Source organism: Micromonospora sp. NBC_00389 (assembly GCF_036059255.1).
GTDB lineage: Bacteria > Actinomycetota > Actinomycetes > Mycobacteriales > Micromonosporaceae > Micromonospora.
In genome coordinates, this window is sequence record NZ_CP107947.1 from 6,363,406 (window position 1) to 6,383,223 (window position 19,818).

The following is a 19,818-nucleotide window of genomic DNA, read 5'->3' on the forward strand; positions in this document are numbered from 1 at the left end:
GGGCCGCTGACCGTGGCGCTTCAGGCGCGCGACGGTCAGCACCGCTCGTAGTGGTAGCCCTGGCGTCCGAAGGGCACGACGTCACGGTCGCGCAGGATGACGGAGATCCGGGCACCACGAATGGCGCAGGCCCGGAGGTACGCGCCCACCGGGTTGTCGGTGTACTCGATCTCGATCAGATGGTCACCGTACGCGTCGGTGTAGCTCTGGCACTCGTCGTGGTGCTGGCACTCCTCGACCACGGCGAAGTCGAAGCCGATCTGGTCGCGGCCATACGGCGCTAGTACGGCAGCCGCCGTTTGAGATGCTGCTGGTGGAGTGGCGTGGACGCGAGGCGGCCACCGTGTGATCGTCGGTACGCTGTGGACATAACTTTCAGTTATGGGGGGCATGAGCGGGAGGGCTGGATTCCGGGGAATCAGGAGCGCCCCCTGGCGTCAGCCGACCGCCTCGACGTCGTCGTCGCGCGGCGAATTCGGTCCCACGACCTGCAGCCGGACGGGTCAGTGAGCCCTGGGCAGGTCGACGTCAACGACCCACGCCAGCCGACTGTCGAGCTTGTTCGCTCAGGCATTCCTCGCGTTGGCACGTTTGCCGCAGCCGCCTCCCGAGCCACCCCCTCACGTAGAGACTCCTGGCAATACCATATGTCCGCCGGACGCGTTGACCCGATGCTGGTGAAAATTCGCACAGAAATAGACCGCGGTCGGTCTTGTAGTGATTGCCCGACTAATGAAATGGTCGGACTATCACACAAACCGCACGGTAGGATCACAGAGTGTCACACTCGTTAGTGAAGCGGTCTTTTGGAATCGCCGCTGCCGTGGCCACGGGATTGCTGCTATTGGCTGCTCCGGCTCAAGCGGCACCTGAAATTGAAGCGGCCGGCAGCGATCCGGCGAAACCGACGGTTAGCGCCGCCGAGATTGCGGCGAACAATGCTGCCGTGTGGGCGTCGCTGCCGCCGAACGTGACCATGAGGGTTGTCGGGAAGATGCCCAAGCTTCAGGGCCCGATCGACCACTACACTCAGAACGGCCCTACGGTCACGACGGGAGTGACTCCTCTCGCGGTGTCCACAATCCCCTACTCCTTCACATTTGATGGAGTGTGGAGCCTGAAAGGCCGAGACTTCAAATCCACGCAGTCGACTTTCTGCAAGGATATCGAAGCCACGTGGGACTACCCCGAGGAGTCGTGGCATCAGTTTAAGGTTTCCCTTTCAGCGGGCGGGACTATCACCGTTCCCACTGACGGCGTGACGCGTGTCTGGTGCTGGTCGAGCGTTCCGACGAACACAACTTTGTATTTCAACTATTTCTCTACGGGTAATTCCGGCGGTGACATCGCCAAGGCTTCCGGCAGCGGCCGGGTCCACTACTGACCTGCAGACCTGTTGAGGATGCGCGGAGGCGAGTCGCCTCCGCGCATCCTTGCGTCGGCAAGCCGCCGTCAGGGGGCGGATGGCGTCATGATCGACAACCTGGTCAGGTTGGCAAGGTCGGCTGTTGGCGTAAGCTCCAACGTCGTCCCGCCCGCCGCCTTGTCCGCAGACGCTCGCCCGATCGTGACAGCGCCAACCTCATTGCTCTGCTGGGACGGATCCGGCATCAAGACACGGTTGGTCTGGTAAACCTCACCATCTGCGGGAACGCCTTCCATGACCAGCTTTCCGCCGGTGCCACGTACGGCGCCCGGAACATCACTGATATTCGTGTACACCTGGCCAGCGAATCCGGTGCTGGTAACGAGGTCGACAGTGGCTTCGCCGCGGTCGGCATCGACTGCCGTTACGCGTCCGACCAAACCTTCGGCGACAACGGCTAGTTGCCCTCGCCGGACTCCCTGATCCTTCGGAAACGCCACGATCATCTGTTGGCCGTTCCGGCCGACTACTTCAGCGGGTACGGCCCGCGCATCGCCGTCCACACCGTCCTCACCAGGCACCTCGAACACCTTCGTGAAGCTGGCGAACGGTCGCTTCGGCTTGATGAACCCCGCGATCGTCGTCGTCTGCGCGGTCGCAGCGATCGGGAATCGTTTTACAACAAGGCGACTGGTAGGTCCGTCCGGTTCTTGTATCATTTCATCATCTACTGCGGTACTCGACACCCGCACCGCTGTCACGCCCGGCATGGCGAGGACAATGGCATAGGTGCCCGCGGAGTCATTACTAACCTCGCCGGCGGCTCCGGACAACCGTGGACTGACCAGACTTATCACCTGAGTCTTCACCGGGTCGGGCACCGGCCGATCAACCCGCATCCGCAAGGCGTCCGCCGCACCGGAATCACCGGTGAAGAACGCCAACCGCGCGTCGCCCTGCTTGTCGTATCCCTGCAGGACGACCACCGTCGAGCGCAGGCGTGGATGGCGCGTCGCGACAAGGGCCCGAACATCAGTGTGCGGGCCTGCCGAGTTGGTACGGTCCCAGACGCTGGTGGCGTCACGTACCAGGCCAGCGTCCACGTCTCCCACCGGGGACCAGCCCAGAAACGGGCCATCCGGCGGCGGTGCAGCGAGTTGCGGTGTGGACTCGAATCCGACAACCCGAAACATCGTGACCAGAACCGCCACGCATACTGCAGCCGCGGCTCCGGCGGCGATACGCCGCCGCCCGCGACGCCGGTCTGCCCGCCGCATGATCTTGCCTTGATAGCCCTCGGTCGGTACCACCGCCTCGGCCAGATCCGCCAGGCCGTCACGCAACTCGGTCGTGTTATGCATAGCGCACCTCTTGATCAGCAACAGCGTCGGCCTCAACCCACTGCTTACGCAGAGTCTGCAGACCCCTTGATGAAAGACTCTTGACCGTGCCAACCGAACAACCCAGTACGTGCGCCGTGTCCTGCTCGGACAGGTCCTCGTAGAGGCGCAGTACGACGGCGGCACGCTGTCGTGCTGGCAGCCCGTCCAACGCCCGGCGGAGCAAGTCCCGCTGTTCCACTCCTATGTACTCGTCGCGTGCCTGACTCTCCACCAGCCGACCCAAGGGCTGTTCCCACCAGGATCGGCGCCGCCTCCAGGTCACGAATGTGTTGACTAGAATGCGCCGAACGTAGTGATCGACGCCTTCTGAGCGTTGCAGTCGAGGCCATGCCACAACCGTCTTGGCCAACGTCGTCTGGACCAGATCCTCGGCTTTCCCTCGGTCTCCGCACAGCAGGAAGGCGGTCCGGAGTAGCGATCCGTAACGCGCCCGTACAAAGGCTGTCACCTCCTTATCCTCGCGATCGTGCATCAGCCACCCGCACCCTCAGTCTCAATCTCACGGCCACTACTTACGCTCTCGACCCCAGCAAACGTTGCCGTAACTCCGGAACTTTTTGACGACTGATTATCTCGACCCGCGGGTCGGTGAGGGGTGACGACCAGCCCCGGTTTCCTCGGTCAGCGCCCGGGCCGCCGCGTCGGCCACGGTCTCGCCCGGCTCGATGTGGCCGCCGGGCAGCGCCCACCCGCCGCCGTCGCGGCGCTCGATCATGACGATCCACCGGCCGCCGGTGATGTCGGTGGCGGTCACCGCGGCGTCGGGGCACTGCGCCTCGCCCCAGTGTCCGCGGCGATTGCGGCCGTAGCGGACGAAGTCCGTCGGCTATCAGCGCCTTCATCATCCGACCGATCCACGAACTCGCCCACCGTGTGCACTGGTCACAGTGGCGACGCCGCCATCAAGCCCGAGCCCGACGAGCCCACTACAACGACGCCTCAACGCCGAACTTCAGCCATTATCCCGAACGGCGGCTGCCGTGCCAGCTCCGGCGTGTTCTTCTGCGCCACCGCCAGCCCCGCGTCGTGCGCATGTTCGACCAGCAACCGCGCCAGCGCCATGTTGTGGTCGTGGGTCAACCGGTCGCCGGACCGCGTCCAGGAGTCGAGGTTGTCCGGCTCGACCGCCCGGAACCCCTTCGCCGCGCACTCGTCCATCCAGCCTTGAACGACGCCGGCGATGGCGGTCCGGCGTGCCGGCGTCGTGGTGTCCAACAGAATCTCGCCCGGCCATTCTGGATCCTCGACGTACGAGCCGTCCGCCGCCTTCAGCAACAGGTCGCGGTGTTCCGCCTTCCACCACGCCGCAGCCTCCGGCTGGGTTTGGAAGGCGTTGACGTAGCAGATGTTGTAGGCGGCGCCCGAGGGCACACCGGAGTGATCCCGCTCGACGATGGTCACACCCACGTCCGGCTCGTAGGCGCCGCCGATCTGGTAGTCGAAGCTGCCGTTGGTTGGCGGCAGCACCACGGGCCGGCCGGCGCCGCTGGCCGACGCCGGGGCTCCGCTCCCGCTGCCGTCCGGCGCGGGTCCGGTCGAGGTGGTGTCGGCGCAGCCGGTGACCGCGACGACCGTGGCCAGGGCGGCCGCCAACCACCTTCGCATCCCGTCAGCTCTCCCCTGCGGTACCTGAACCGCCCGACCGTCGGTTCCCGCCAACCAGGATGCCGTCCGTCGTCCAGGTCACCGCCGTCGCCCAGGCGATCACCGTCGCCGTCGGGTCCCGGGTCGGTGGACTGGCCCCCGGTCGCGCCGGGCCGGATACCTGGACCGACGGGCGTACCGGCCCACCGTCGCGGCCATGGACACGGACCGGCCCGAGTGGTCAGCGCGAGTAGTACTCGACGACGAGCTGCTCGTCGCAGAGGATCGGAACCTCCGTCCGCAGCGGAACCCGGATCAGGCGGGCGGTCAGACCGGTCAGGTTGACCTCCAGATACGGCGCGGGACGCTCCGGGGCGTGCGCCCCGGCCGCCGCCACGACGAACGGGGCCTTGCCCCGGCTCCGGTCCGCCACCGCGATGACGTCGCCGGGGCTCAGCCGTGCCGACGGCCGGTCCAGCCGACGACCGTTCACTGTGAGGTGCTGGTGGGTGACGACCTGGCGGGCCTGATAGATCGTGCGCGCGAAACCTGCCCGCAGCACCAGCGCGTCGAGCCGGGTCTCCAGGTCGACGATCAACTCCTCACCGGTCTTGCCCGGCCGGCGTGCGGCCCGGTCGAACGCGCGCCGTAGCTGGCCCTCGTGCAGGTCGTACTGCGCCTTGAGGCGCTGCTTCTCCAACAGGCGGACCTTGTAGTCACTGGTGGTACGGCGGGCGCGGCCGTGCTGACCCGGCGGGAACGGACGGCGTTCGAAGTACCGTACGCACTTCGGAGTCAGGGCGATGCCCAACGCGCGGGAGCGCTTGACCTTGGGGCGGGTCTGATTCATCCTTCACCTCTCAATTAAGGTAAGCCTTACCTTATTAGGAGGTGATCGGGTTGAGCAACCAGCCGACCGACATGACGGACGCGACAGACAGCCCGGCAAGCCGGCTCCGATCGATGCTCGTCGCCGCCCAGTCCCTGGGCCTGCACACACCGGGCTATCGGGCGGACATCGCCGGCCGGCACTCCGTCACCGGCGACGGGCGGGTACGGGTCGAGCTGCCGGCAGGCTGCCGCATGGCGCAGGACATCGCGCACCAGCGGGAGACGGTGGCGATGATCGAGGTGACCGACCTGGCCCCCACCCCGGTACGCGACCGGGTCCGGGCACGCGGCACGCTCACCGGCTGGCTGAGCCCGGCCGACACCATCGACTGTGACGCCGAGGACAACCAACTGGTGACCGTTCTCGACCTCGCCACCGCCGAGTTGACCACCAGCGAGGGCACCACCGCGATCGACCCGACCGACTTCACCACTGCCCAGCCCGACCCGCTGGCCGCCACCGAAGCCGAGCTGTTGTGCCACCTCGACCATCACCACCCGCACACGGTCGAACGACTGTGCCGGCTGGTGGATCCCCACCAGTTGCACGGCGTCCGGATGGTCCGCCCGGTGCGGCTGGACCGCCACGGCCTCGTGCTACGACTCGAACTGCTGAGCTGCGACCGGGACATCCGGCTGAGGTTCCCCGCCCCGGTACGCCATCCGGACCAACTCGGCGCCCAGATCGACGCACTGCTCAGGCAGAGCCGACGCTGCCGGCCTCCGCGGGCCCACCGGTGACCAGAGGGACGGTGCGGACCGATCCTCAGGTGCGGCTGGCGGACAAGGCGGCGCGGGATGCGTCGGAGGCCGCACGGTGCGTACAGTTCCTGGTCGGACGTGAGGTGGGCCGGCGGTATCCGGCACAGGAACGGGACGAGACAGAGACGTATGACGGCGGACAACATTACCGAAAACGGTCAGCACGCGATTGACCGGAGCCGGCTGGAGACCTGTCTCAGCGTCTTCGAAGCGTTGGAGGCCCTGCCTCCCGATCACCCCGACGTGGTGCGGGTGCAGCGGGCCACCGCGAAGCTCTACAAGGTGATCAAGCAGCGGCGACGCGAGGAGCGGCGCGACGCCATCGCGGCAGCCGACCGCGCCGTGACGGCGGCCACCGCGACCGGTGCCCCCGGCCGGATCGACGACGAGACCCAGGGCATCCCGCTCGCCTCTCCCACCGCGAGTGCCACGGCCGGGCTCCTGCACAATCCGCGCGGCTGCTACGTCTGCAAGCAGCGATACCGCGAGGTGGACGCCTTCTACCACCAGCTCTGCCCTTCCTGCGCCGCGCTCAACCGCGAGCGCCGGGACGCCCGCACCGACCTGACCGGCCGGCGGGCGCTGCTCACCGGCGGCCGGGCGAAGATCGGCATGTACATCGCGCTGCGGCTGCTGCGTGACGGCGCGCACACCACGGTGACCACGCGGTTCCCGCACGACGCGGTCCGCCGGTTCGCCGCGATGCCCGACAGCGCGGACTGGCTGCACCGCCTGCGGATCGTCGGGATCGACCTGCGCGACCCCGCCCAGGTGATCGCCCTCGCCGATTCGGTCAGCAGCCAGGGGCCACTCGACATCCTGATCAACAATGCGGCGCAGACCGTCCGCCGCTCGCCCGGGGCGTACGCGCAGCTCGTCGCCGCAGAGGCCGCGGCCCTGCCGGACGGCCCGCTGCCGGAGCTGATCACGTTCGCCAAGCCGGGAGGCCAGGGCGCGCCGGCGGGCAGCCTGACGGCCGGGCCGCAGTCGACCGCGCTCACCCCGCACGCGCTCACCGCACTGGCGTTGACCAGCGGCTCCGCCTCACCGGAGCGGATCGCGGCGTCCACGGCCATCGACGCCGGCGGTCTCGTGCCGGACCTTGGCTCGGTCAACAGCTGGGTGCAGCGGGTGCACGAGGTGGACCCGGTCGAGCTGCTCGAAGTGCAGCTGTGCAACGTGACGGCGCCGTTCATGCTGGTCAGCCGGCTACGACCGGCGATGGCCGCAGCGAAGGCCCGCCGCAAGTACGTGGTGAACGTGTCGGCGATGGAGGGGCAGTTCGGCCGCGGGTACAAGGGGCCGGGGCATCCGCACACCAACATGGCCAAGGCCGCGCTGAACATGCTGACCCGGACCAGCGCCCAGGAGATGCTGACCGACGGCATCCTGATGACCAGCGTCGACACCGGCTGGATCACCGATGAACGACCCCACCCGACGAAGATGCGACTGGCGGACGAGGGCTTCCACGCCCCGCTGGACCTGGTCGACGGAGCCGCCCGGGTGTACGACCCGATCGTCCGTGGCGAGCAGGGCGAAGACCTCTACGGCTGCTTCCTGAAGGACTACGCGCCCTGCGCCTGGTGATCGGCGCTTCCACCCGCCACGGCGCGTCCAGCGGGTTTGCGACAATCACCAGGTACGCACACGCGGCCCTACCCACACCCGGGCCGGCCGCCACTCGATGAGGAGAAGGTACGCATGCCATCTGACCGTGACGCGTGGCCGACGTTGGACGAGCTGCAGCGTGAGGAGATCGAGCTGGAGCTGCCGGGCCTGTCGGAGACCGACGCGTACGAGTTGGGCATGCTGGCCGTCGCCGCCGCGAGCGAGCAGCGGCTCCCGGTCGCGGTGGGTGTGTGGCGGGCCGGGCGTCAGCTCTTCCACTGCGGCCTGCCTGGTTCGACCCTGGACAACGACGCGTGGCTGCGCCGCAAGGGACGCGTGGTGATGCGGTTCGAGCACTCGTCGCTGTACATGGCCCGGCTGTGCCAGGACAAGCAGACGACGCTGACGGAGAAGTACGGCCTGCCGGCCTCCCGGTACGCGGCCGCCGGAGGTGCGGTGCCGCTGCGCGTTCGCGGCACCGGCGTGGTGGGCTGGGTGGGTGTCTCCGGTCTTCCGCAACTGGACGACCACCGCTTCGTCGTCGACATCCTTCGCAAGCTCCCGCGATAACGCTCCGATCAGCGCGCTCGCCGGTTGGCGCGCAGGGCGCCCAGAATCACGCCGGGTGACGCCAGCGAACGCGGATGTTCCCGCAACGAGACGACCTCGTTGAACCGCCGCGCGATCGTCACGTCGGTGACCGTCGCCGCGATGATCTGCCTGCTGGCCCAACTGGAGACCCGGTAGCCACGCGGGTAGGGCCCGTCGACGTGGGGCAGCGCCAGGTCGGCGGAGGTCGACAACGACCAGGCCGCGTCGACCACGATCTTCTGCAGGGCGAGGTACTGGCGCGCGGGCACGCTCAGGTCCGGGTTCGTCCTCAGGTACGTCGACAAACAGGCCGCGTGCAGGGCCGCCGCCGTCATCCCCTGCCCGTACACCGGGTTGAACGACGCGACGGCGTCGCCAACGCTGACGAGCCGGGCCGGGAACCGCTTCACCGCATGAAAGTCCCGTCGCCGGCTGTCGGCATGGCGGTAGGTCTGGACGTCGCCGAGCATCTCGTTTCCGGCGACCTCGCCGAACTCCGGCGGGAACTGGTCCCGCAGCCGGCGCACGAAGTCCTCCGCGGTACGCCCCGGGCGGCTGTCCCCGTACCCGACCATCATGGCCATCCACCGGTCACCCTCGATGGCGAAGAATGCCGCGCCGGCGACATCCGACGACATCTCCGGGCTGTGCACTGCCAGGACGACCGCCGCATCGGGGTTCGCCTCGTGGCGGCGAAACAGGGCGGTCGCGTAGTTCAGGTGCACGGTCATCCGCCGCGTGACGGGCCGCTCCCAGCCGGCCTGCCCCAGCCACTCGGAGAGCCTGCTCGAACGCCCCATGGCATCCACCACAAGATCACCGCCCTCGACGCCGGACACCCCATCGACGTCGTAGCGGACCCCGGTGACCTCGGGACCGTCGAACACCAGACCCGTGGCGCGGGCGGTGACCACCTTGACGTTGGGCAGTCGAAGCACCTGCTCACGGATCAGCCTCTCCAGGAGAGGCCGGCTGCCCGCCAGGCTGTCGGCGTCGTTGGGAACGACAACCTTCAGGCGGCCGTCGAGGTAGTTCCGCCGGGCCGTGGGTGGAGCCTCGATCGCCCCCTGGGCCAGTGCCTGTTCGCGGAATCCCGGAAACAGCTGCTCGAACTGGAGGAAGCCGCCGGGCAACAACGCGTGCAGTTGCGTCCCCTGTGGCACGCCGGGCCGCTCGCCGGCCGTCTGTAGGTCGTCGCGGTCGATGATGACCACGCTCTCCGCGTAGTCGGACAACACCCGCGCCGCCAGCATGCCGGCGATACTGCCGCCGACCACGACGGCCTTGTCCAGGATCGGGAGCGCCTGGTCGGGGGGTCGCACGGCGTTCAACGCGGCGAAGACCCGAGCCGGGGAGAGGGACATCGAGCTCTCCAAGGGGTACGAGGTGAGGCGCCCTCTCCCGTGCCTGCCGCGACTGGTGCGCGGAGAGACCGGTGGACGGCCGTTCGGCATGACGCCCGACGATCGTTGCACAGACGCCCATCGCTGGCCCGCCCGGCCGGGCGGCGATGGTAATCCCATCGCACACCCGGCTACGGCGGCTGCACGCGACCCTGTCGGGCGATTGTCGGAGGGCTGCACGCGCGGTATAGACGACCGGCCACCACCCTGACACGATACTTGCGCTCCTAGTGCATAAACTTTGTCGACCGAGGTGGAGGATCGATGCACACGTCTCGCCGGAGATTGCTCTCCCTGATGACCGGACTTGCGCTCGCCGCCGGAATGTCCGTCGCTGGCGTTCCGCACGCCGCCGGGGCTGCCGCCACTTCGTCGTACCGTCCAGTGGTCTTCGTGCACGGCAACGCCGGTGCGGCGTCACAGTTCCAGTCCCAGGCCAAGCGCCTGGCCAGCAACGGCTACCCGCTAGACATCATCGAGGCGCACGAGTACGACTCGCCGAACATCGCCACGATCCTGCCCCAGGTGTACGCGGGGATGGACGCGCGGATCTCCCGGCTGCTGGCGGCGACCGGCGCGGACAAGGTGGACCTGCTCGCGCACTCCCTGGGCACCTTCGTCATGCAGGGCTACCTCAACAGCTCACCGGCGCGGGCCGCCCGCGTCGCGCACTACGTCAACCTGGACGGACGAACCGCGGCGTCACCACCGGGAGGCGTACCCACGCTCGCGATCTGGGGCGAGGGCGACCCGGCGCGGGCCGTCGTGGGCGCGACCAACGTGTACTTCCCGAACCAGTCCCACACGCAGACCGTGTCGTCGCCAGAGTCATTCAGCGAGATCTTCCGGTTCTTCCAGGGTCGCGCTCCCAGGACAACGCGGATCGTGCCCCAACTGTTCGGCACCGCGCAGGTCTCCGGCCGCGCGGCGCTCTTCCCGAGCAACGTCGGCGTCACCGACGCGACGCTTGAGGTCTACCCGGTCAGCTCCCTCACGGGCGGTCGGCTGTCGAACCGGCCCGCGCATCGGGTGCCCCTGAGCGGCGACGGCTCGTTCGGACCGTTCCCGGTGCTCGCCACAGCCCGGTACGAGTTCGCGATCGTGCGCGCTGGCGCGCCGACGCACCACCTCTACTTCCAGCCGTTCCTGCGGTCCGACTCGTTCGTACGCCTGGCGACCAGCCGGCCGGGCGAGGGGCTCGGCGCGCTGGTCGACACCAGCGACCGGCACACGGCGCTGATCATCCAGCGGCAGAAGGAGTGGTGGGGCGACCAGGGTGACGCTGGCGACAAGCTGTGGATCAACGGTCGGGATGTCCTGAACCCGGCGAACACGCCGCGCGTCAAGCGGACGATCGGCATCTTCGCGTTCGACGACGGCAGCGACGGTGTCACCGACCTGACCGCGCCGCTGCCGGAGTTCTTCAGCCAGACCTTCATCACCGGCATGGACCTGTTCATCCCGGCCACGCCGGCACACCTCGGCATCGTGCGGATCATGGTCGGTCAACGCGGCGGCGGGTTCGACGCGGTCAACGTGCCCAACTGGAAGTCCAGCGAGCATCGCGTGACGGTGAACGTCGACGACTTCTGATCGGCGTCACCGATCGGCCGGGCGGAGCGGCGAGTTCGCCTCCACGAGCGCGGGCTCGCCGCGGCCGACAGTGTTCGGCCCTCAGCCGCGGAGGCGTTCCAGCCCGTCCAGGAGCAGGTCGAGCGTGAACTCGAACTCGGTCTGACTGTCGCACCAACCGAGCATGGGGTCGGTGACGTCGTGGATCTCGGATGCCACCATGGCCGTCAGGTGCGGTAGCGCCTCGGCCATGGCGGCCAGGTCCGCCTCCGCGACGTCGGCCTCCAGGCTCCCGCCCGCCGACGCCGGGCTGAAGATCTCCTGCGCGAACCCGAGAGGCAGACTGCCGAACGCGTGCAACGCCCGGTGCGCGAGGAGGTGCGAGAACCCGGCATCGACCAGGGTGCCCACGATCCCGTCGTAGTACGCGTACAGGCCGACGGGGATGGTCCGTCGCGAGCCCAACAGTCCGGGCATCCACGGGTGACGAAGCATGATCTGACGCGCCGCGAGGAACTGCCGGCGCAACCGCCCTCGCCAGTCTCCATCGCCATCGTTCGTGGAGATGCGACCAACAGCGGCAACGATCTCAGCGACCACGGTCTCCACGACGCCGTCGAGGAGGGCCTCCTTGGCGGGCAGGTGATGGTAGAGCGACATGGCCTCGACGCCGAGATCGGCAGCGAGGCGGCGCATCGTCAGCGCCTGAATCCCCTCAGCGTCCGCCAGTGCGACCGCCGCTGCCAGTACGCGCTCACGACTGAGCGGTTGTCGAATTGCCTTCGCTGCCACCTGTCCCCCACCTCTTGCCAGCACCTTACATCGTATGGTTGCCTTACAACGTAAGGTCGGTGGCCGGAGCGCGACCACCTCCACGAGCCGATACGGCCCAAGGAGCCCCAATGCCCGCGCTGATCCGTACCGCCCGCGTGACCGGGCTGCTCTACCTCGCCCTCGCCATCAGCGGCGCACTCGGCTTTCTGCTCATCCGGTCGCGACTCTTCAATGCCGACGACCCCAACGCGACGCTCGCCAATCTGGTCCAGCACGAAACACTCGCGCGCGTCGGCGTCGCTTTCGAACTGCTCATCGTCGTCACCCAGGCCCTCGCCGCCGCATGGTTCTACCGGCTGTTCCGCACCGCAGACCCACGTGCCGCCGGCGCCATCGCCGCGTTCGGCCTCATCAACGCGGTCGTGGTCCTCGTCAGCGCAGCACTGCTCGCCACGGCGGTCGACATCGCGCTCGACCCCGTGGGGGACGCGGCGGCCACCGTCCAGGTCCTCTACCTGACCAGCGGCAACCTGTGGGGCGTCGGAGGGCTGTTCTTCGGCCTGTGGCTCATCCCCATGGGACGCTGCGTGCTCCGCTCGAACTGGATGCCCCGCCCGCTCGGCTGGATCCTCGTCGGCGGCGGCATCGGATACCTGCTCAGCGCATTCATCGGATACCTCGCCCCTGACGCACAGGGCGTCGCTGACGCTCTGGTCGTTCCCGCGACCATCGGCGAATTCTGGATGGTCGGCTACCTGCTGACGCGCGGCGTCCGCCGCCGCACACTCGACCAGGCACCCGCCGACCGGCAACCGGAGGCCGCGCCATTGACCGCCTGAGTCCCGATGGCCCGAACATGGCCGAGCGCGCTCGCACCATGGGAGAGGGGGCCCTGCCGGTGCGGGAGCGTCACACCGCGGCGGGGGGTGACAACGTCATCTTCTGCCAGTTCCGGAACACGAAGCGGTGTACCGACTTCAACCCGACCCAGAGCGCCGGCTCCACCGCGACGCGGCCGAACCCGCGGACCGTCACCGTCGTCGTCCGGGTGACCCTCGTGCCGGCACCCGCCGGCTCCAGCTCGAACAGATCCCCGAGATGGTCGACGAAACGGTGGAAGTAGAGGTCCGTCGACTCCATGTGGAACGCCAACCGGCTCGGTGGCTCCCAGAGGGTGATCCGCTGCCGCACCACACCCTGCTCTGAGACGCACTGCCGGGCCGCGCCCACCTCACCGGGACCATCGGGCAGCCGGCACGTGGTCGGCCGGGGCGTACCCAGGTAGAACACCGGGCACCGGGGTTGCAGCTCAAGGCGCGAGTCGCAGAGCGCCGGCCACAACACCTCCGGTGAGTGGGGCATCGTCCAGCGCGTACGCACCATCATGTCGACAACCGTAAGCCCGGCGTCGCCGCCACCCAATCGGTCAGAAGTAGCCCTTCTCGCCGTCGAGCAGCTCCCGGATCGTGTCGGCGTGACCTGCGTGCCGTGCGGTCTCCTCGATCATGTGGATCAGCATCCAGCGCAGGCTGGCGGCCGCGGACCGGAAGTCCGGGTGCCGGCCGACGTCGTCCAGGGAGTGGGCGGCGACGATGTCGTTGGACACCGCGCATTGCCGGTCGTACTCCTCTAGCAGTTGGGCGAGCGGAACGCCGTCGACCCTCATGTCGGCGTCCTCCGGCTCGTCCACGAATTGCGGCCCCTCAGCCGGGCGGCCCAGAAAGAGGACTTCGAACCAGCAATGTTCGGTCCACCGCAGGTGGGAGACGAGACCCGCCATCGTCATCAGGGGCGAGGCCGGTAGGACCGCGCGATGGGCGTCCGTCTCCGACAGTCCTTCGCACTTCCAGCGAATGATCGCGCGCTGCATCTCCAGCCAACCGACCAGCTGGCTTCGCTCGTCGGCGGTGAAGGGTGGGCGTAGGCGGGTAGTAGGCACGGGGGCACGCTACTCATGGCCGCGTCGGTGGGCACGCGATTTCCCCGCCGGCCGAGGGGTACGGATCGCCGCATCGAGGACGCGGGACAGCACGGGCTTCGCCTCGCGCTAGGCGGGCGCGGTTTCCATCCTGGTGCAACCGCTGGCCGGGCTCTGGCTGAGAGCGATGACCGCGTCGAGTCGGTCCCTGGCCTGCAGGAGTTGGTTGATCTGCTGGTCGATGCGCTCGCGCTCGGCGTTCAGCATGGCGCGGGACTCCGGGGTGTTGACCTTCGCGTCGACGCAGGGCAGGAGGTCCAGGATGGTCCTGCTGGACAGCCCGGATGCGTACAGCATCTGGATCAGGTGAACCCGCTCGATCGCGCTGTCGTCGTAGTGGCGCTGGCCTCCGCTGCTGCGTGCCGGGATCAGGAGGGCCTGCTCCTCGTAGTAGCGCAGGGCCCGTACTGACACGCCGGTCCTGGTGGCGAGTTCGCCAATTCGCACGGCCCCTGCCGCTGGTAGTGACGCCGGCCACACGGCTTGCATCTCACGTCTACGTCAGGTTTTAGCGTAGCCCGCGTACCGAACTACCTCGAATCCACCTGGAGGCAATCATGCAGATCGCTGGTTCGATCGCGCTGGTTACCGGCGCCAACCGTGGCATCGGTCGGCACTTCACCCGGCAACTGCTGGAGCGCGGCGCGACGAAGGTGTACGCCACGGCCCGCCACCCGGAACGGATCGACGTTCCCGGCGTCGAGAAGCTCCGACTGGACATCACCGACCCACGGTCGGTCGAGGACGCGGCGGCGGCCGCCTCCGATGTGACCCTGCTGATCAACAACGCCGGGATCTCCACCTGGACCAACCTCGTCACCGGTGACCTGAGAAAGATCCGGTCGGAGATGGACACCCACTTCTACGGCACCCTCAGCATGGTGCGGGCGTTCGCGCCGGTGCTCGCCGGCAACGGTGGCGGTGGGATCCTCAACGTCCTCTCCGCGTTGTCGTGGTTCTCCTATGACGGGACCAACGCCTACGGCGCGGCGAAGGCCGCCGAATGGAGCCTGACCAACGGAATCCGGATCGAACTGGCCGGCCAGGGCACCCTCGTCACCGGACTGCACCTGGGCAGCGCCGACACCGACATGTCGGCCGGCTATGACGGCGACAAGGTCGACCCTGCCGCGGTCGTCCGCGCCGCCCTCGACGGCGTCGAGGCCGGCAAACTCGAAGTCGTCGCCGACGAGTGGAGCGCCAACGTCAAGGCGTCTCTCGCTGCGGACCCCAGCGCCTTCTACACCGTCACCGCCAACTGACGGCACGGCTCACCGCGGTTCAGCGCGCCGCACATCGTGGCCATTCATTGGCAGACGCGCCACTCACCGCGTTCCTTGGCCAGTGGAACGGTTTGCGTGAACCGCCCGCCCGTCTCCTGAACCATCTGAACGGTGACGGCCCCGCTGACCCGGCCGTTGTAGTTGGAGACGGACGCACCGGTGATCTCGTAGCTTCTGATCTTCAATTGCGCGGACTGGATCCGGGTGTACTCCTCCTGCGACATGCCGTCGCGCACCTTCTCACACAGCCGGCCATAGGCACCCGGGTAGTTGCCGGCCTGCACGTCGTCCAGGTACGCGGCAGTGGCGTCCCGAGCTGGCCCGACCGCCTTGCTGACGGTCCGGTAGAGCCAGAACCCGCCGCAGACACCACCGAGACAACACACCACCAGCACCGCGGCAACGACAAGCAGAACGGTACGGGTCGTCCGGTTGGGTTTCCGGTCGGGCACAAGCATCGGCTCGTACGTCATGGCCCGGATGGTAGGGACGGCAGGCAAGCCACCACGTCGTCCCTACCCGGGGGCAGGTGGCCGCTCGGTGCCGACACTGTCTGCCGATCGTGACCGCCAAGGGATCGGAGCGTGATGCCACCTGGGCATGCTGCAACCATGCGTAGACAGGCGGGTGCATGGATTCTGATTACGCTACTCGGACTCCTGGCGGCCTGCAGTCCGCCCGACGAGCCGGTTGTCGCTTTGGCTGTCCACGATGGCGAGCCGATCGGCGTTCTCGTCACCTGCGACGGTGCTTTCTCTCAGCTCGGCGTGTTCGAGAACGACAACAGGAACGACGCGAGTGCACGACCGCTGATCACGTGGGGCGTAAGCGGCACACCGATGAGCGAGGTTGTGGAGGTTCCCCTGTTCGGCCAGCCGCCGGATGGTTTTGAGGTCGACGAGATCCGCGACATCCCTGCGGAGGAGGCAGGCATGGCCGTCGATGTCGAACCGCTCACCAAACTCGAGCCCGAGGTGAGATACAGCCTCAGCGGGTCAAGTCGCCATGACGGCATATCGGTAGACTTCACTGTCGCGGACTTCGCCCGGATCGGCCGGGACGAGGTGCTGGCACCGAGGGGCCGCGAGACGATGAAGATCATGTCGCGGGAGGCCTTTGTACGCAAGGCCCGAAGCATCTGCAACTGATCCATGCCGCACTGTGGTGACACAGCTGCGCGAGCAGACAACTGGATCCTCCCCCGCCGCCGGGCCGGACGTCCCATGACGTCCGGCCCGGTGCCGTCAGGGCGTCCGATCAACTAGAGCCGGGCGTCGCCGGCCGCGGTGGCCTCCTGGACCGCCACGGTACGGCGGGTCTCCGCCCGCTGATCGCCGGCGTCCTCCCGGTCCGGGACGGCCGCGGCTCGGGCCGACCGGTTGGTGGTCGCAGCCGCCTGGTCACCGGTGACGCCGCCGCGGATACGGTTGTTCGCGGCCACCTGGGCGGCCGGGTTGTTGGACGTCACGGTCAACTGGCCGTTGATGATGTTGTCGTCGACAGTGACACCGCCGGTGGTGCTGGTGATGCTGACGTCCCCGCCCCAGTAGCCGCCCGAAGCGCAGCTGTCGAGGTTGCCGTTCGGGCCGAGTTGCACGCCGCCCAGGTTGCCGGCGAAGGTCGCCCGGCCGCGGACCGCGCTGCCGCACACCACACTGCCGGTGGCGCTGTTCAGCACCGACAGCGTGCCGTCGACGAACGAGTCGTGCACGTCGGTGTAGTAGGTGCCGGTGCTGCTGAGGTTACGTTCCGCCTGCGTGCCGCGGTCGAGCCGGACCTCACCGGCTCCGGCGTTGACGGTCCCGGCGATCGTCGACTCCTCCACGAACAGGAAGCTGTCGATGGTCGTGGTGCCCTTCGGCCGTACGGTCACGTTGCCGGTCCGGGCGTCCTTGAGGAAGGCGCCGTATCCGCCGGCGGCCAGCACCACCTGCCCGTTGATCGTCGTGTCGGTGGCGTCCAGGTAGCCGTTCGCGGCGACGCGTACCTCGCCGCTGACGTTGCCACCGGTGACCACCAGGTTGCCGCCGGCGGCGACGTTGACGTTGCCGGTGATCGTGGTGCCGGTGAGCGCGCAGGACTCGCCGGCCGGCACGTACAGATCGTTGGGCACCGTCACCGCACCGCCGGTGCCGATGCAGTAGGTGACCAGGTCGGCGTGTGCGCTGGGGGCCACCGCCAGCACCGAGGCGGCGACGACGGCGGTCACGGTGGCCAGCTTGGCGACGGTACGTCTGGGCATCGCTGTACTCCCTGTCGATGAGGTTTGAGGACTCATGCGCCGACGTCCGATCGGGCCGCGGCCCGGACGATGGCGCCCTGCTGCCGCCGGTTCAGCGTGCCGGCGGTCACCAGCGCGGTGGTGACCGTTTCGACATGCCGGACGAATTCGGCGTGCCCGGGGTAGTCGGCGTGTTCGGCGATCAGGTCGTTGATGGTGCAGCCGTCACCGGTGTCGACGTTGGGCACCCCGGTGTCGTCGCCGTCGATGATCACCGTGCCTCGGGTGTCCGACTCGGGGCAGCCTCTTCGGCGCCCGGCGGCATGCTGCCGTCGGCGTTGCGCACCAGGAAGATCCCGGCCATGCCACCGTCGGAGTGGAACTGCACGTGGCAGTGGTACATCCACGCCCCGGGTCCGACGCCCTCGCCTGCCAGCACCTGAAAGCCGAACGAGCTGCCCGGATTGAGGTCCTTGTTGTCGATCACCAGGCTCGGGTCGCTCGGGCCCTCGAGCATTCCGGTGCGGTTGTCCGCCCAGCGGTGGGCGTGCAGGTGGAAGGTGTGGAAGGTGCCGCCGTGGCCGATGGCGATCCACTCCACCCGCTGACCCAGGTTCGCCTCGAACATCGGGGTGTCCGGGGCCATCCGGTTGTTGATCATCATGTCGTTGAACACGACCGTGTGCTGCTTCTCCGGCAGGATGTCGCCGCGGCGCCGGACGATCAGCGCCCCGTACAGCCCCTTGGCGACACCGCCGGTGCCGTGGTCGGTGCCCATGGCGTGGTCGTGGTAGTGCCAGTAGCCGGCGCTGCCCGGCATGAACCGCCGGCCTGAGGCGAGGAACATCTCCCGCGAGCGCCACACGTACGTCCGGTTCTCACCGGGATTGTTGGACGAGGCGTTGAGCGGGCTGCCGTCCGAGTCGGTGCTGTAGTCCACCCCGTGTGGATGGATGGACAGCCGCTGGTTGGTGGTGTTGACCAGGGTGATCTCCAGGGTGTCACCCTCGTACATCTCCAGCAGCGGCCCCGGCACCGTGGCCTGGCCGGGTGCCAGGCCGTACCCGAACAGCCCTCCGGGCAACTGCTCGGCGTAGATGGTGACCTTTTTCGTGACACCGGCCGCGGCCCGGGCTGGGCTGCCTCGGAACGCGGCGTCGATCGCGGGGCGGACGCGCCCAGTGCTCCGGCGGCGAGGGCTCCGGTGGCGATCAGGGATCTGCGGGACAGGTGGCGGTGGGAGCCGACGGAATTGTCGTCCATGGGTCTCCGTTCACCGGGCAAAGCCGTGACGAGGGCACGGTGCAGCGACCGCCGAGCATGAAGGGCGGCAGCACGACTGCGTGGACCTCGTCGCGGACTTTGCTCGGAAGACTCAGAACTTTCGATGAATAACGGCAACTTATGTAATCCATCGACGAAAGTGCAGGCCTGATTGCAAGAAGGTTACCTTGACATCACGACGACGCTCGATTGACCATGAATGTCCCGCACGCCAATCCGCCACGCTCAGTGACCCCAGCGGCAGCCAAGGGCTCGGGTTCGGGCCGGTGTCGAGGAGACGGTCGCATGTCGACAGTTGTCGCCGTTGACCCCTGGCCTCGTCCGAGGCTTGCAGGAACGGGCGGCCCGGGCCTTTCCCGCGATGGTCCTCGACCACCTCGACGGGTGGTGGTTACGGTACGGAGACAGCGGAGCGTGGTGGGCCAGCTCGGTGCTGCCGCACAGCGACGCCGTGCCGGCGGACCTGTCGGGCACGATCCGATCCGTTGAGGAGTTCTACGCCGGCCACGGGACGTGCACCCGATTCCAGATCAGCCCGGGGGCCTGCCCGGTCGGCCTCGACGACGCGCTGGCCAAGCGCGGTTACCGCGCCGACAGCACGATGTCGCTGCAGTCGGCCCCGACCGCGCAGGTCATCGACCGGCTACCCGGGGATGGGCTGCGAGTCCGCCTGGACGATCAACCGACCGACGCCTGGTTCGACGCCTGGCTGGCGGTGCACGCCAGCGGGGGCGACCCCGGCCGTGAGTGGGACATGCTCCGCCGGGTACGCCAGCGCAGCGGGTACGCCTCGGTGCTGACCGAGGCCGGTGTCGTCGCGGCCGGCCGTGCGGTCATCGAAACCGGCTGGGCGGGCGTATTCGGGATGGCCACGCCTCCGGCCGCCCGCGGCAGAGGCGCTGCCAGGACCATCCTCGCCGCCCTCGCCCGCTGGGCCGCCGACCACGGCACCGAGCACCTGTACCTCCAGGTCCAACCCGACAACACCGCCGCGCGGCGGCTGTACGACGGGGCCGGTTTCACCGAGCTGTGCCGGTACCACTACCGCACCGGCGGCCAGCGTCGGGGCAGCCCGGCGGACAGACGTACGTGAGC

Annotated in this window: 24 protein-coding genes; 9 read left to right on the forward strand and 15 right to left on the reverse strand. The window is 68.3% G+C overall.

Annotated features, from left to right (window positions below; translation table 11 throughout):
* Nucleotides 1-35: 35 nt before the first annotated feature.
* Nucleotides 36-392 (reverse strand): endo alpha-1,4 polygalactosaminidase, encoded by a 357-nt coding sequence (locus tag OG470_RS30075; protein WP_328417717.1) that lies wholly within the window; start codon nt 390-392, stop codon nt 36-38.
* Between the two features lie 386 nt (nt 393-778).
* Between OG470_RS30075 and OG470_RS30080 the strand changes: the two genes are divergently transcribed.
* Nucleotides 779-1,384, forward strand: coding sequence for a hypothetical protein (locus OG470_RS30080; protein ID WP_328417719.1), 606 nt, complete (start codon nt 779-781; stop codon nt 1,382-1,384).
* 68 nt (nt 1,385-1,452) lie between these two features.
* On the opposite strand, the gene OG470_RS30085 is transcribed toward OG470_RS30080, so the two are convergent.
* The 5 genes from OG470_RS30085 to rpsD all read right to left on the reverse strand — a co-directional run bounded on the left by OG470_RS30085 (nt 1,453) and on the right by rpsD (nt 5,203).
* Complete coding sequence (locus OG470_RS30085) at nt 1,453-2,727, reverse strand: rod shape-determining protein MreC (protein WP_328417721.1); 1,275 nt, start codon at nt 2,725-2,727, stop codon at nt 1,453-1,455.
* A complete protein-coding gene (locus OG470_RS30090; RefSeq protein WP_328417723.1) occupies nt 2,720-3,241 on the reverse strand; it encodes a SigE family RNA polymerase sigma factor in 522 nt (173 codons plus the stop codon). The genes OG470_RS30085 and OG470_RS30090 overlap by 8 nt, the downstream gene beginning before the upstream one ends.
* Before the next feature lie 96 nt (nt 3,242-3,337).
* Nucleotides 3,338-3,523, reverse strand: a complete 186-nt coding sequence (locus OG470_RS30095) for an NUDIX domain-containing protein (RefSeq protein WP_442931002.1) — start codon at nt 3,521-3,523, stop codon at nt 3,338-3,340.
* A gap of 185 nt (nt 3,524-3,708) precedes the next feature.
* Nucleotides 3,709-4,374 carry an endo alpha-1,4 polygalactosaminidase gene (locus OG470_RS30100; protein WP_328417725.1) on the reverse strand — a complete coding sequence of 222 codons (666 nt, stop codon included), beginning with the start codon at nt 4,372-4,374 and terminating at the stop codon, nt 3,709-3,711.
* 220 nt (nt 4,375-4,594) lie between these two features.
* Nucleotides 4,595-5,203 (reverse strand): 30S ribosomal protein S4, encoded by a 609-nt coding sequence (gene rpsD / locus OG470_RS30105; RefSeq protein WP_328417726.1) that lies wholly within the window; start codon nt 5,201-5,203, stop codon nt 4,595-4,597.
* A 71-nt stretch (nt 5,204-5,274) separates the two neighbouring features.
* Here rpsD and OG470_RS30110 point away from each other — a divergent pair, with 71 nt between their 5' ends.
* The 3 genes from OG470_RS30110 to OG470_RS30120 all read left to right on the forward strand — a co-directional run bounded on the left by OG470_RS30110 (nt 5,275) and on the right by OG470_RS30120 (nt 8,187).
* Nucleotides 5,275-5,985, forward strand: coding sequence for a DUF2470 domain-containing protein (locus tag OG470_RS30110; RefSeq protein ID WP_328426688.1), 711 nt, complete (start codon nt 5,275-5,277; stop codon nt 5,983-5,985).
* Between the two features lie 150 nt (nt 5,986-6,135).
* The gene (locus tag OG470_RS30115) at nt 6,136-7,596 is read left to right on the forward strand and encodes an SDR family NAD(P)-dependent oxidoreductase (RefSeq protein ID WP_328417728.1); all 1,461 of its coding nucleotides are present in this window, start codon (nt 6,136-6,138) and stop codon (nt 7,594-7,596) included.
* A gap of 114 nt (nt 7,597-7,710) precedes the next feature.
* On the forward strand, nt 7,711-8,187 hold the full coding sequence (locus OG470_RS30120) for a heme-degrading domain-containing protein (RefSeq protein WP_328417730.1): 477 nt from the start codon (nt 7,711-7,713) through the stop codon (nt 8,185-8,187).
* 8 nt (nt 8,188-8,195) lie between these two features.
* On the opposite strand, the gene OG470_RS30125 is transcribed toward OG470_RS30120, so the two are convergent.
* The gene (locus tag OG470_RS30125) at nt 8,196-9,572 is read right to left on the reverse strand and encodes an FAD-dependent oxidoreductase (protein WP_328417732.1); all 1,377 of its coding nucleotides are present in this window, start codon (nt 9,570-9,572) and stop codon (nt 8,196-8,198) included.
* A 336-nt stretch (nt 9,573-9,908) separates the two neighbouring features.
* Between OG470_RS30125 and OG470_RS30130 the strand changes: the two genes are divergently transcribed.
* Nucleotides 9,909-11,204 carry an alpha/beta hydrolase gene (locus tag OG470_RS30130; protein ID WP_328417734.1) on the forward strand — a complete coding sequence of 432 codons (1,296 nt, stop codon included), beginning with the start codon at nt 9,909-9,911 and terminating at the stop codon, nt 11,202-11,204.
* Between the two features lie 81 nt (nt 11,205-11,285).
* On the opposite strand, the gene OG470_RS30135 is transcribed toward OG470_RS30130, so the two are convergent.
* Nucleotides 11,286-11,975: a TetR/AcrR family transcriptional regulator gene (locus tag OG470_RS30135; RefSeq protein ID WP_328426690.1), complete on the reverse strand. Its 690-nt coding sequence runs from the start codon at nt 11,973-11,975 to the stop codon at nt 11,286-11,288.
* A 137-nt stretch (nt 11,976-12,112) separates the two neighbouring features.
* Between OG470_RS30135 and OG470_RS30140 the strand changes: the two genes are divergently transcribed.
* On the forward strand, nt 12,113-12,796 hold the full coding sequence (locus OG470_RS30140; RefSeq protein ID WP_328417736.1) for a DUF4386 domain-containing protein: 684 nt from the start codon (nt 12,113-12,115) through the stop codon (nt 12,794-12,796).
* 70 nt (nt 12,797-12,866) lie between these two features.
* Here OG470_RS30140 and OG470_RS30145 read toward each other — a convergent pair whose 3' ends face one another.
* The 3 genes from OG470_RS30145 to OG470_RS30155 form a co-directional block, all read right to left on the reverse strand.
* Entirely contained in the window at nt 12,867-13,343 is a 477-nt protein-coding gene (locus tag OG470_RS30145) for an SRPBCC family protein (RefSeq protein WP_328417738.1), read from the reverse strand.
* A gap of 40 nt (nt 13,344-13,383) precedes the next feature.
* Nucleotides 13,384-13,896: a DinB family protein gene (locus tag OG470_RS30150; RefSeq protein WP_328417740.1), complete on the reverse strand. Its 513-nt coding sequence runs from the start codon at nt 13,894-13,896 to the stop codon at nt 13,384-13,386.
* 108 nt (nt 13,897-14,004) lie between these two features.
* Nucleotides 14,005-14,382: a MerR family transcriptional regulator gene (locus OG470_RS30155; RefSeq protein ID WP_328417742.1), complete on the reverse strand. Its 378-nt coding sequence runs from the start codon at nt 14,380-14,382 to the stop codon at nt 14,005-14,007.
* Nucleotides 14,383-14,492: 110 nt separating this feature from the next.
* On the opposite strand from OG470_RS30155, the gene OG470_RS30160 reads away from it, so the two are divergent.
* The gene (locus tag OG470_RS30160) at nt 14,493-15,197 is read left to right on the forward strand and encodes an SDR family oxidoreductase (protein ID WP_328417744.1); all 705 of its coding nucleotides are present in this window, start codon (nt 14,493-14,495) and stop codon (nt 15,195-15,197) included.
* A gap of 44 nt (nt 15,198-15,241) precedes the next feature.
* On the opposite strand, the gene OG470_RS30165 is transcribed toward OG470_RS30160, so the two are convergent.
* Nucleotides 15,242-15,691: an Rv0361 family membrane protein gene (locus OG470_RS30165; protein WP_328417746.1), complete on the reverse strand. Its 450-nt coding sequence runs from the start codon at nt 15,689-15,691 to the stop codon at nt 15,242-15,244.
* 138 nt (nt 15,692-15,829) lie between these two features.
* On the opposite strand from OG470_RS30165, the gene OG470_RS30170 reads away from it, so the two are divergent.
* Nucleotides 15,830-16,366 (forward strand): hypothetical protein, encoded by a 537-nt coding sequence (locus tag OG470_RS30170; RefSeq protein ID WP_328417748.1) that lies wholly within the window; start codon nt 15,830-15,832, stop codon nt 16,364-16,366.
* A gap of 113 nt (nt 16,367-16,479) precedes the next feature.
* On the opposite strand, the gene OG470_RS30175 is transcribed toward OG470_RS30170, so the two are convergent.
* From OG470_RS30175 to OG470_RS30185, 3 genes are read right to left on the reverse strand one after another with little or no spacing between them, the layout of a single operon-like run.
* Nucleotides 16,480-17,460 (reverse strand): hypothetical protein, encoded by a 981-nt coding sequence (locus OG470_RS30175; RefSeq protein ID WP_328417750.1) that lies wholly within the window; start codon nt 17,458-17,460, stop codon nt 16,480-16,482.
* A 32-nt stretch (nt 17,461-17,492) separates the two neighbouring features.
* Nucleotides 17,493-17,714, reverse strand: coding sequence for a hypothetical protein (locus OG470_RS30180; RefSeq protein ID WP_328417752.1), 222 nt, complete (start codon nt 17,712-17,714; stop codon nt 17,493-17,495).
* Nucleotides 17,711-18,523 carry a multicopper oxidase domain-containing protein gene (locus tag OG470_RS30185; RefSeq protein WP_328417754.1) on the reverse strand — a complete coding sequence of 271 codons (813 nt, stop codon included), beginning with the start codon at nt 18,521-18,523 and terminating at the stop codon, nt 17,711-17,713. The genes OG470_RS30180 and OG470_RS30185 overlap by 4 nt, the downstream gene beginning before the upstream one ends.
* A gap of 528 nt (nt 18,524-19,051) precedes the next feature.
* Here OG470_RS30185 and OG470_RS30190 point away from each other — a divergent pair.
* Nucleotides 19,052-19,816 carry a GNAT family N-acetyltransferase gene (locus tag OG470_RS30190; RefSeq protein ID WP_328417755.1) on the forward strand — a complete coding sequence of 255 codons (765 nt, stop codon included), beginning with the start codon at nt 19,052-19,054 and terminating at the stop codon, nt 19,814-19,816.
* Nucleotides 19,817-19,818: the final 2 nt, after the last annotated feature.

Excerpts from the sequence above, each read along its gene's own strand:
- rpsD (WP_328417726.1), bottom strand. The coding sequence starts at position 5,203 with ATGAATCAGACCCGCCCCAAGGTCAAGCGCTCCCGCGCGTTGGGCATC.
- OG470_RS30110 (WP_328426688.1), top strand. The coding sequence starts at position 5,275 with ATGACGGACGCGACAGACAGCCCGGCAAGCCGGCTCCGATCGATGCTC.
- OG470_RS30165 (WP_328417746.1), bottom strand. The coding sequence starts at position 15,691 with ATGACGTACGAGCCGATGCTTGTGCCCGACCGGAAACCCAACCGGACG.
- OG470_RS30085 (WP_328417721.1), bottom strand. The coding sequence starts at position 2,727 with ATGCATAACACGACCGAGTTGCGTGACGGCCTGGCGGATCTGGCCGAG.
- OG470_RS30175 (WP_328417750.1), bottom strand. The coding sequence starts at position 17,460 with ATGCCCAGACGTACCGTCGCCAAGCTGGCCACCGTGACCGCCGTCGTC.
- OG470_RS30125 (WP_328417732.1), bottom strand. The coding sequence starts at position 9,572 with ATGTCCCTCTCCCCGGCTCGGGTCTTCGCCGCGTTGAACGCCGTGCGA.
- OG470_RS30090 (WP_328417723.1), bottom strand. The coding sequence starts at position 3,241 with ATGCACGATCGCGAGGATAAGGAGGTGACAGCCTTTGTACGGGCGCGT.
- OG470_RS30145 (WP_328417738.1), bottom strand. The coding sequence starts at position 13,343 with ATGATGGTGCGTACGCGCTGGACGATGCCCCACTCACCGGAGGTGTTG.
- OG470_RS30120 (WP_328417730.1), top strand. The coding sequence starts at position 7,711 with ATGCCATCTGACCGTGACGCGTGGCCGACGTTGGACGAGCTGCAGCGT.
- OG470_RS30170 (WP_328417748.1), top strand. The coding sequence starts at position 15,830 with ATGCGTAGACAGGCGGGTGCATGGATTCTGATTACGCTACTCGGACTC.
- OG470_RS30100 (WP_328417725.1), bottom strand. The coding sequence starts at position 4,374 with ATGCGAAGGTGGTTGGCGGCCGCCCTGGCCACGGTCGTCGCGGTCACC.
- OG470_RS30130 (WP_328417734.1), top strand. The coding sequence starts at position 9,909 with ATGACCGGACTTGCGCTCGCCGCCGGAATGTCCGTCGCTGGCGTTCCG.
- OG470_RS30115 (WP_328417728.1), top strand. The coding sequence starts at position 6,136 with ATGACGGCGGACAACATTACCGAAAACGGTCAGCACGCGATTGACCGG.
- OG470_RS30075 (WP_328417717.1), bottom strand. The coding sequence starts at position 392 with ATGCCCCCCATAACTGAAAGTTATGTCCACAGCGTACCGACGATCACA.
- OG470_RS30160 (WP_328417744.1), top strand. The coding sequence starts at position 14,493 with ATGCAGATCGCTGGTTCGATCGCGCTGGTTACCGGCGCCAACCGTGGC.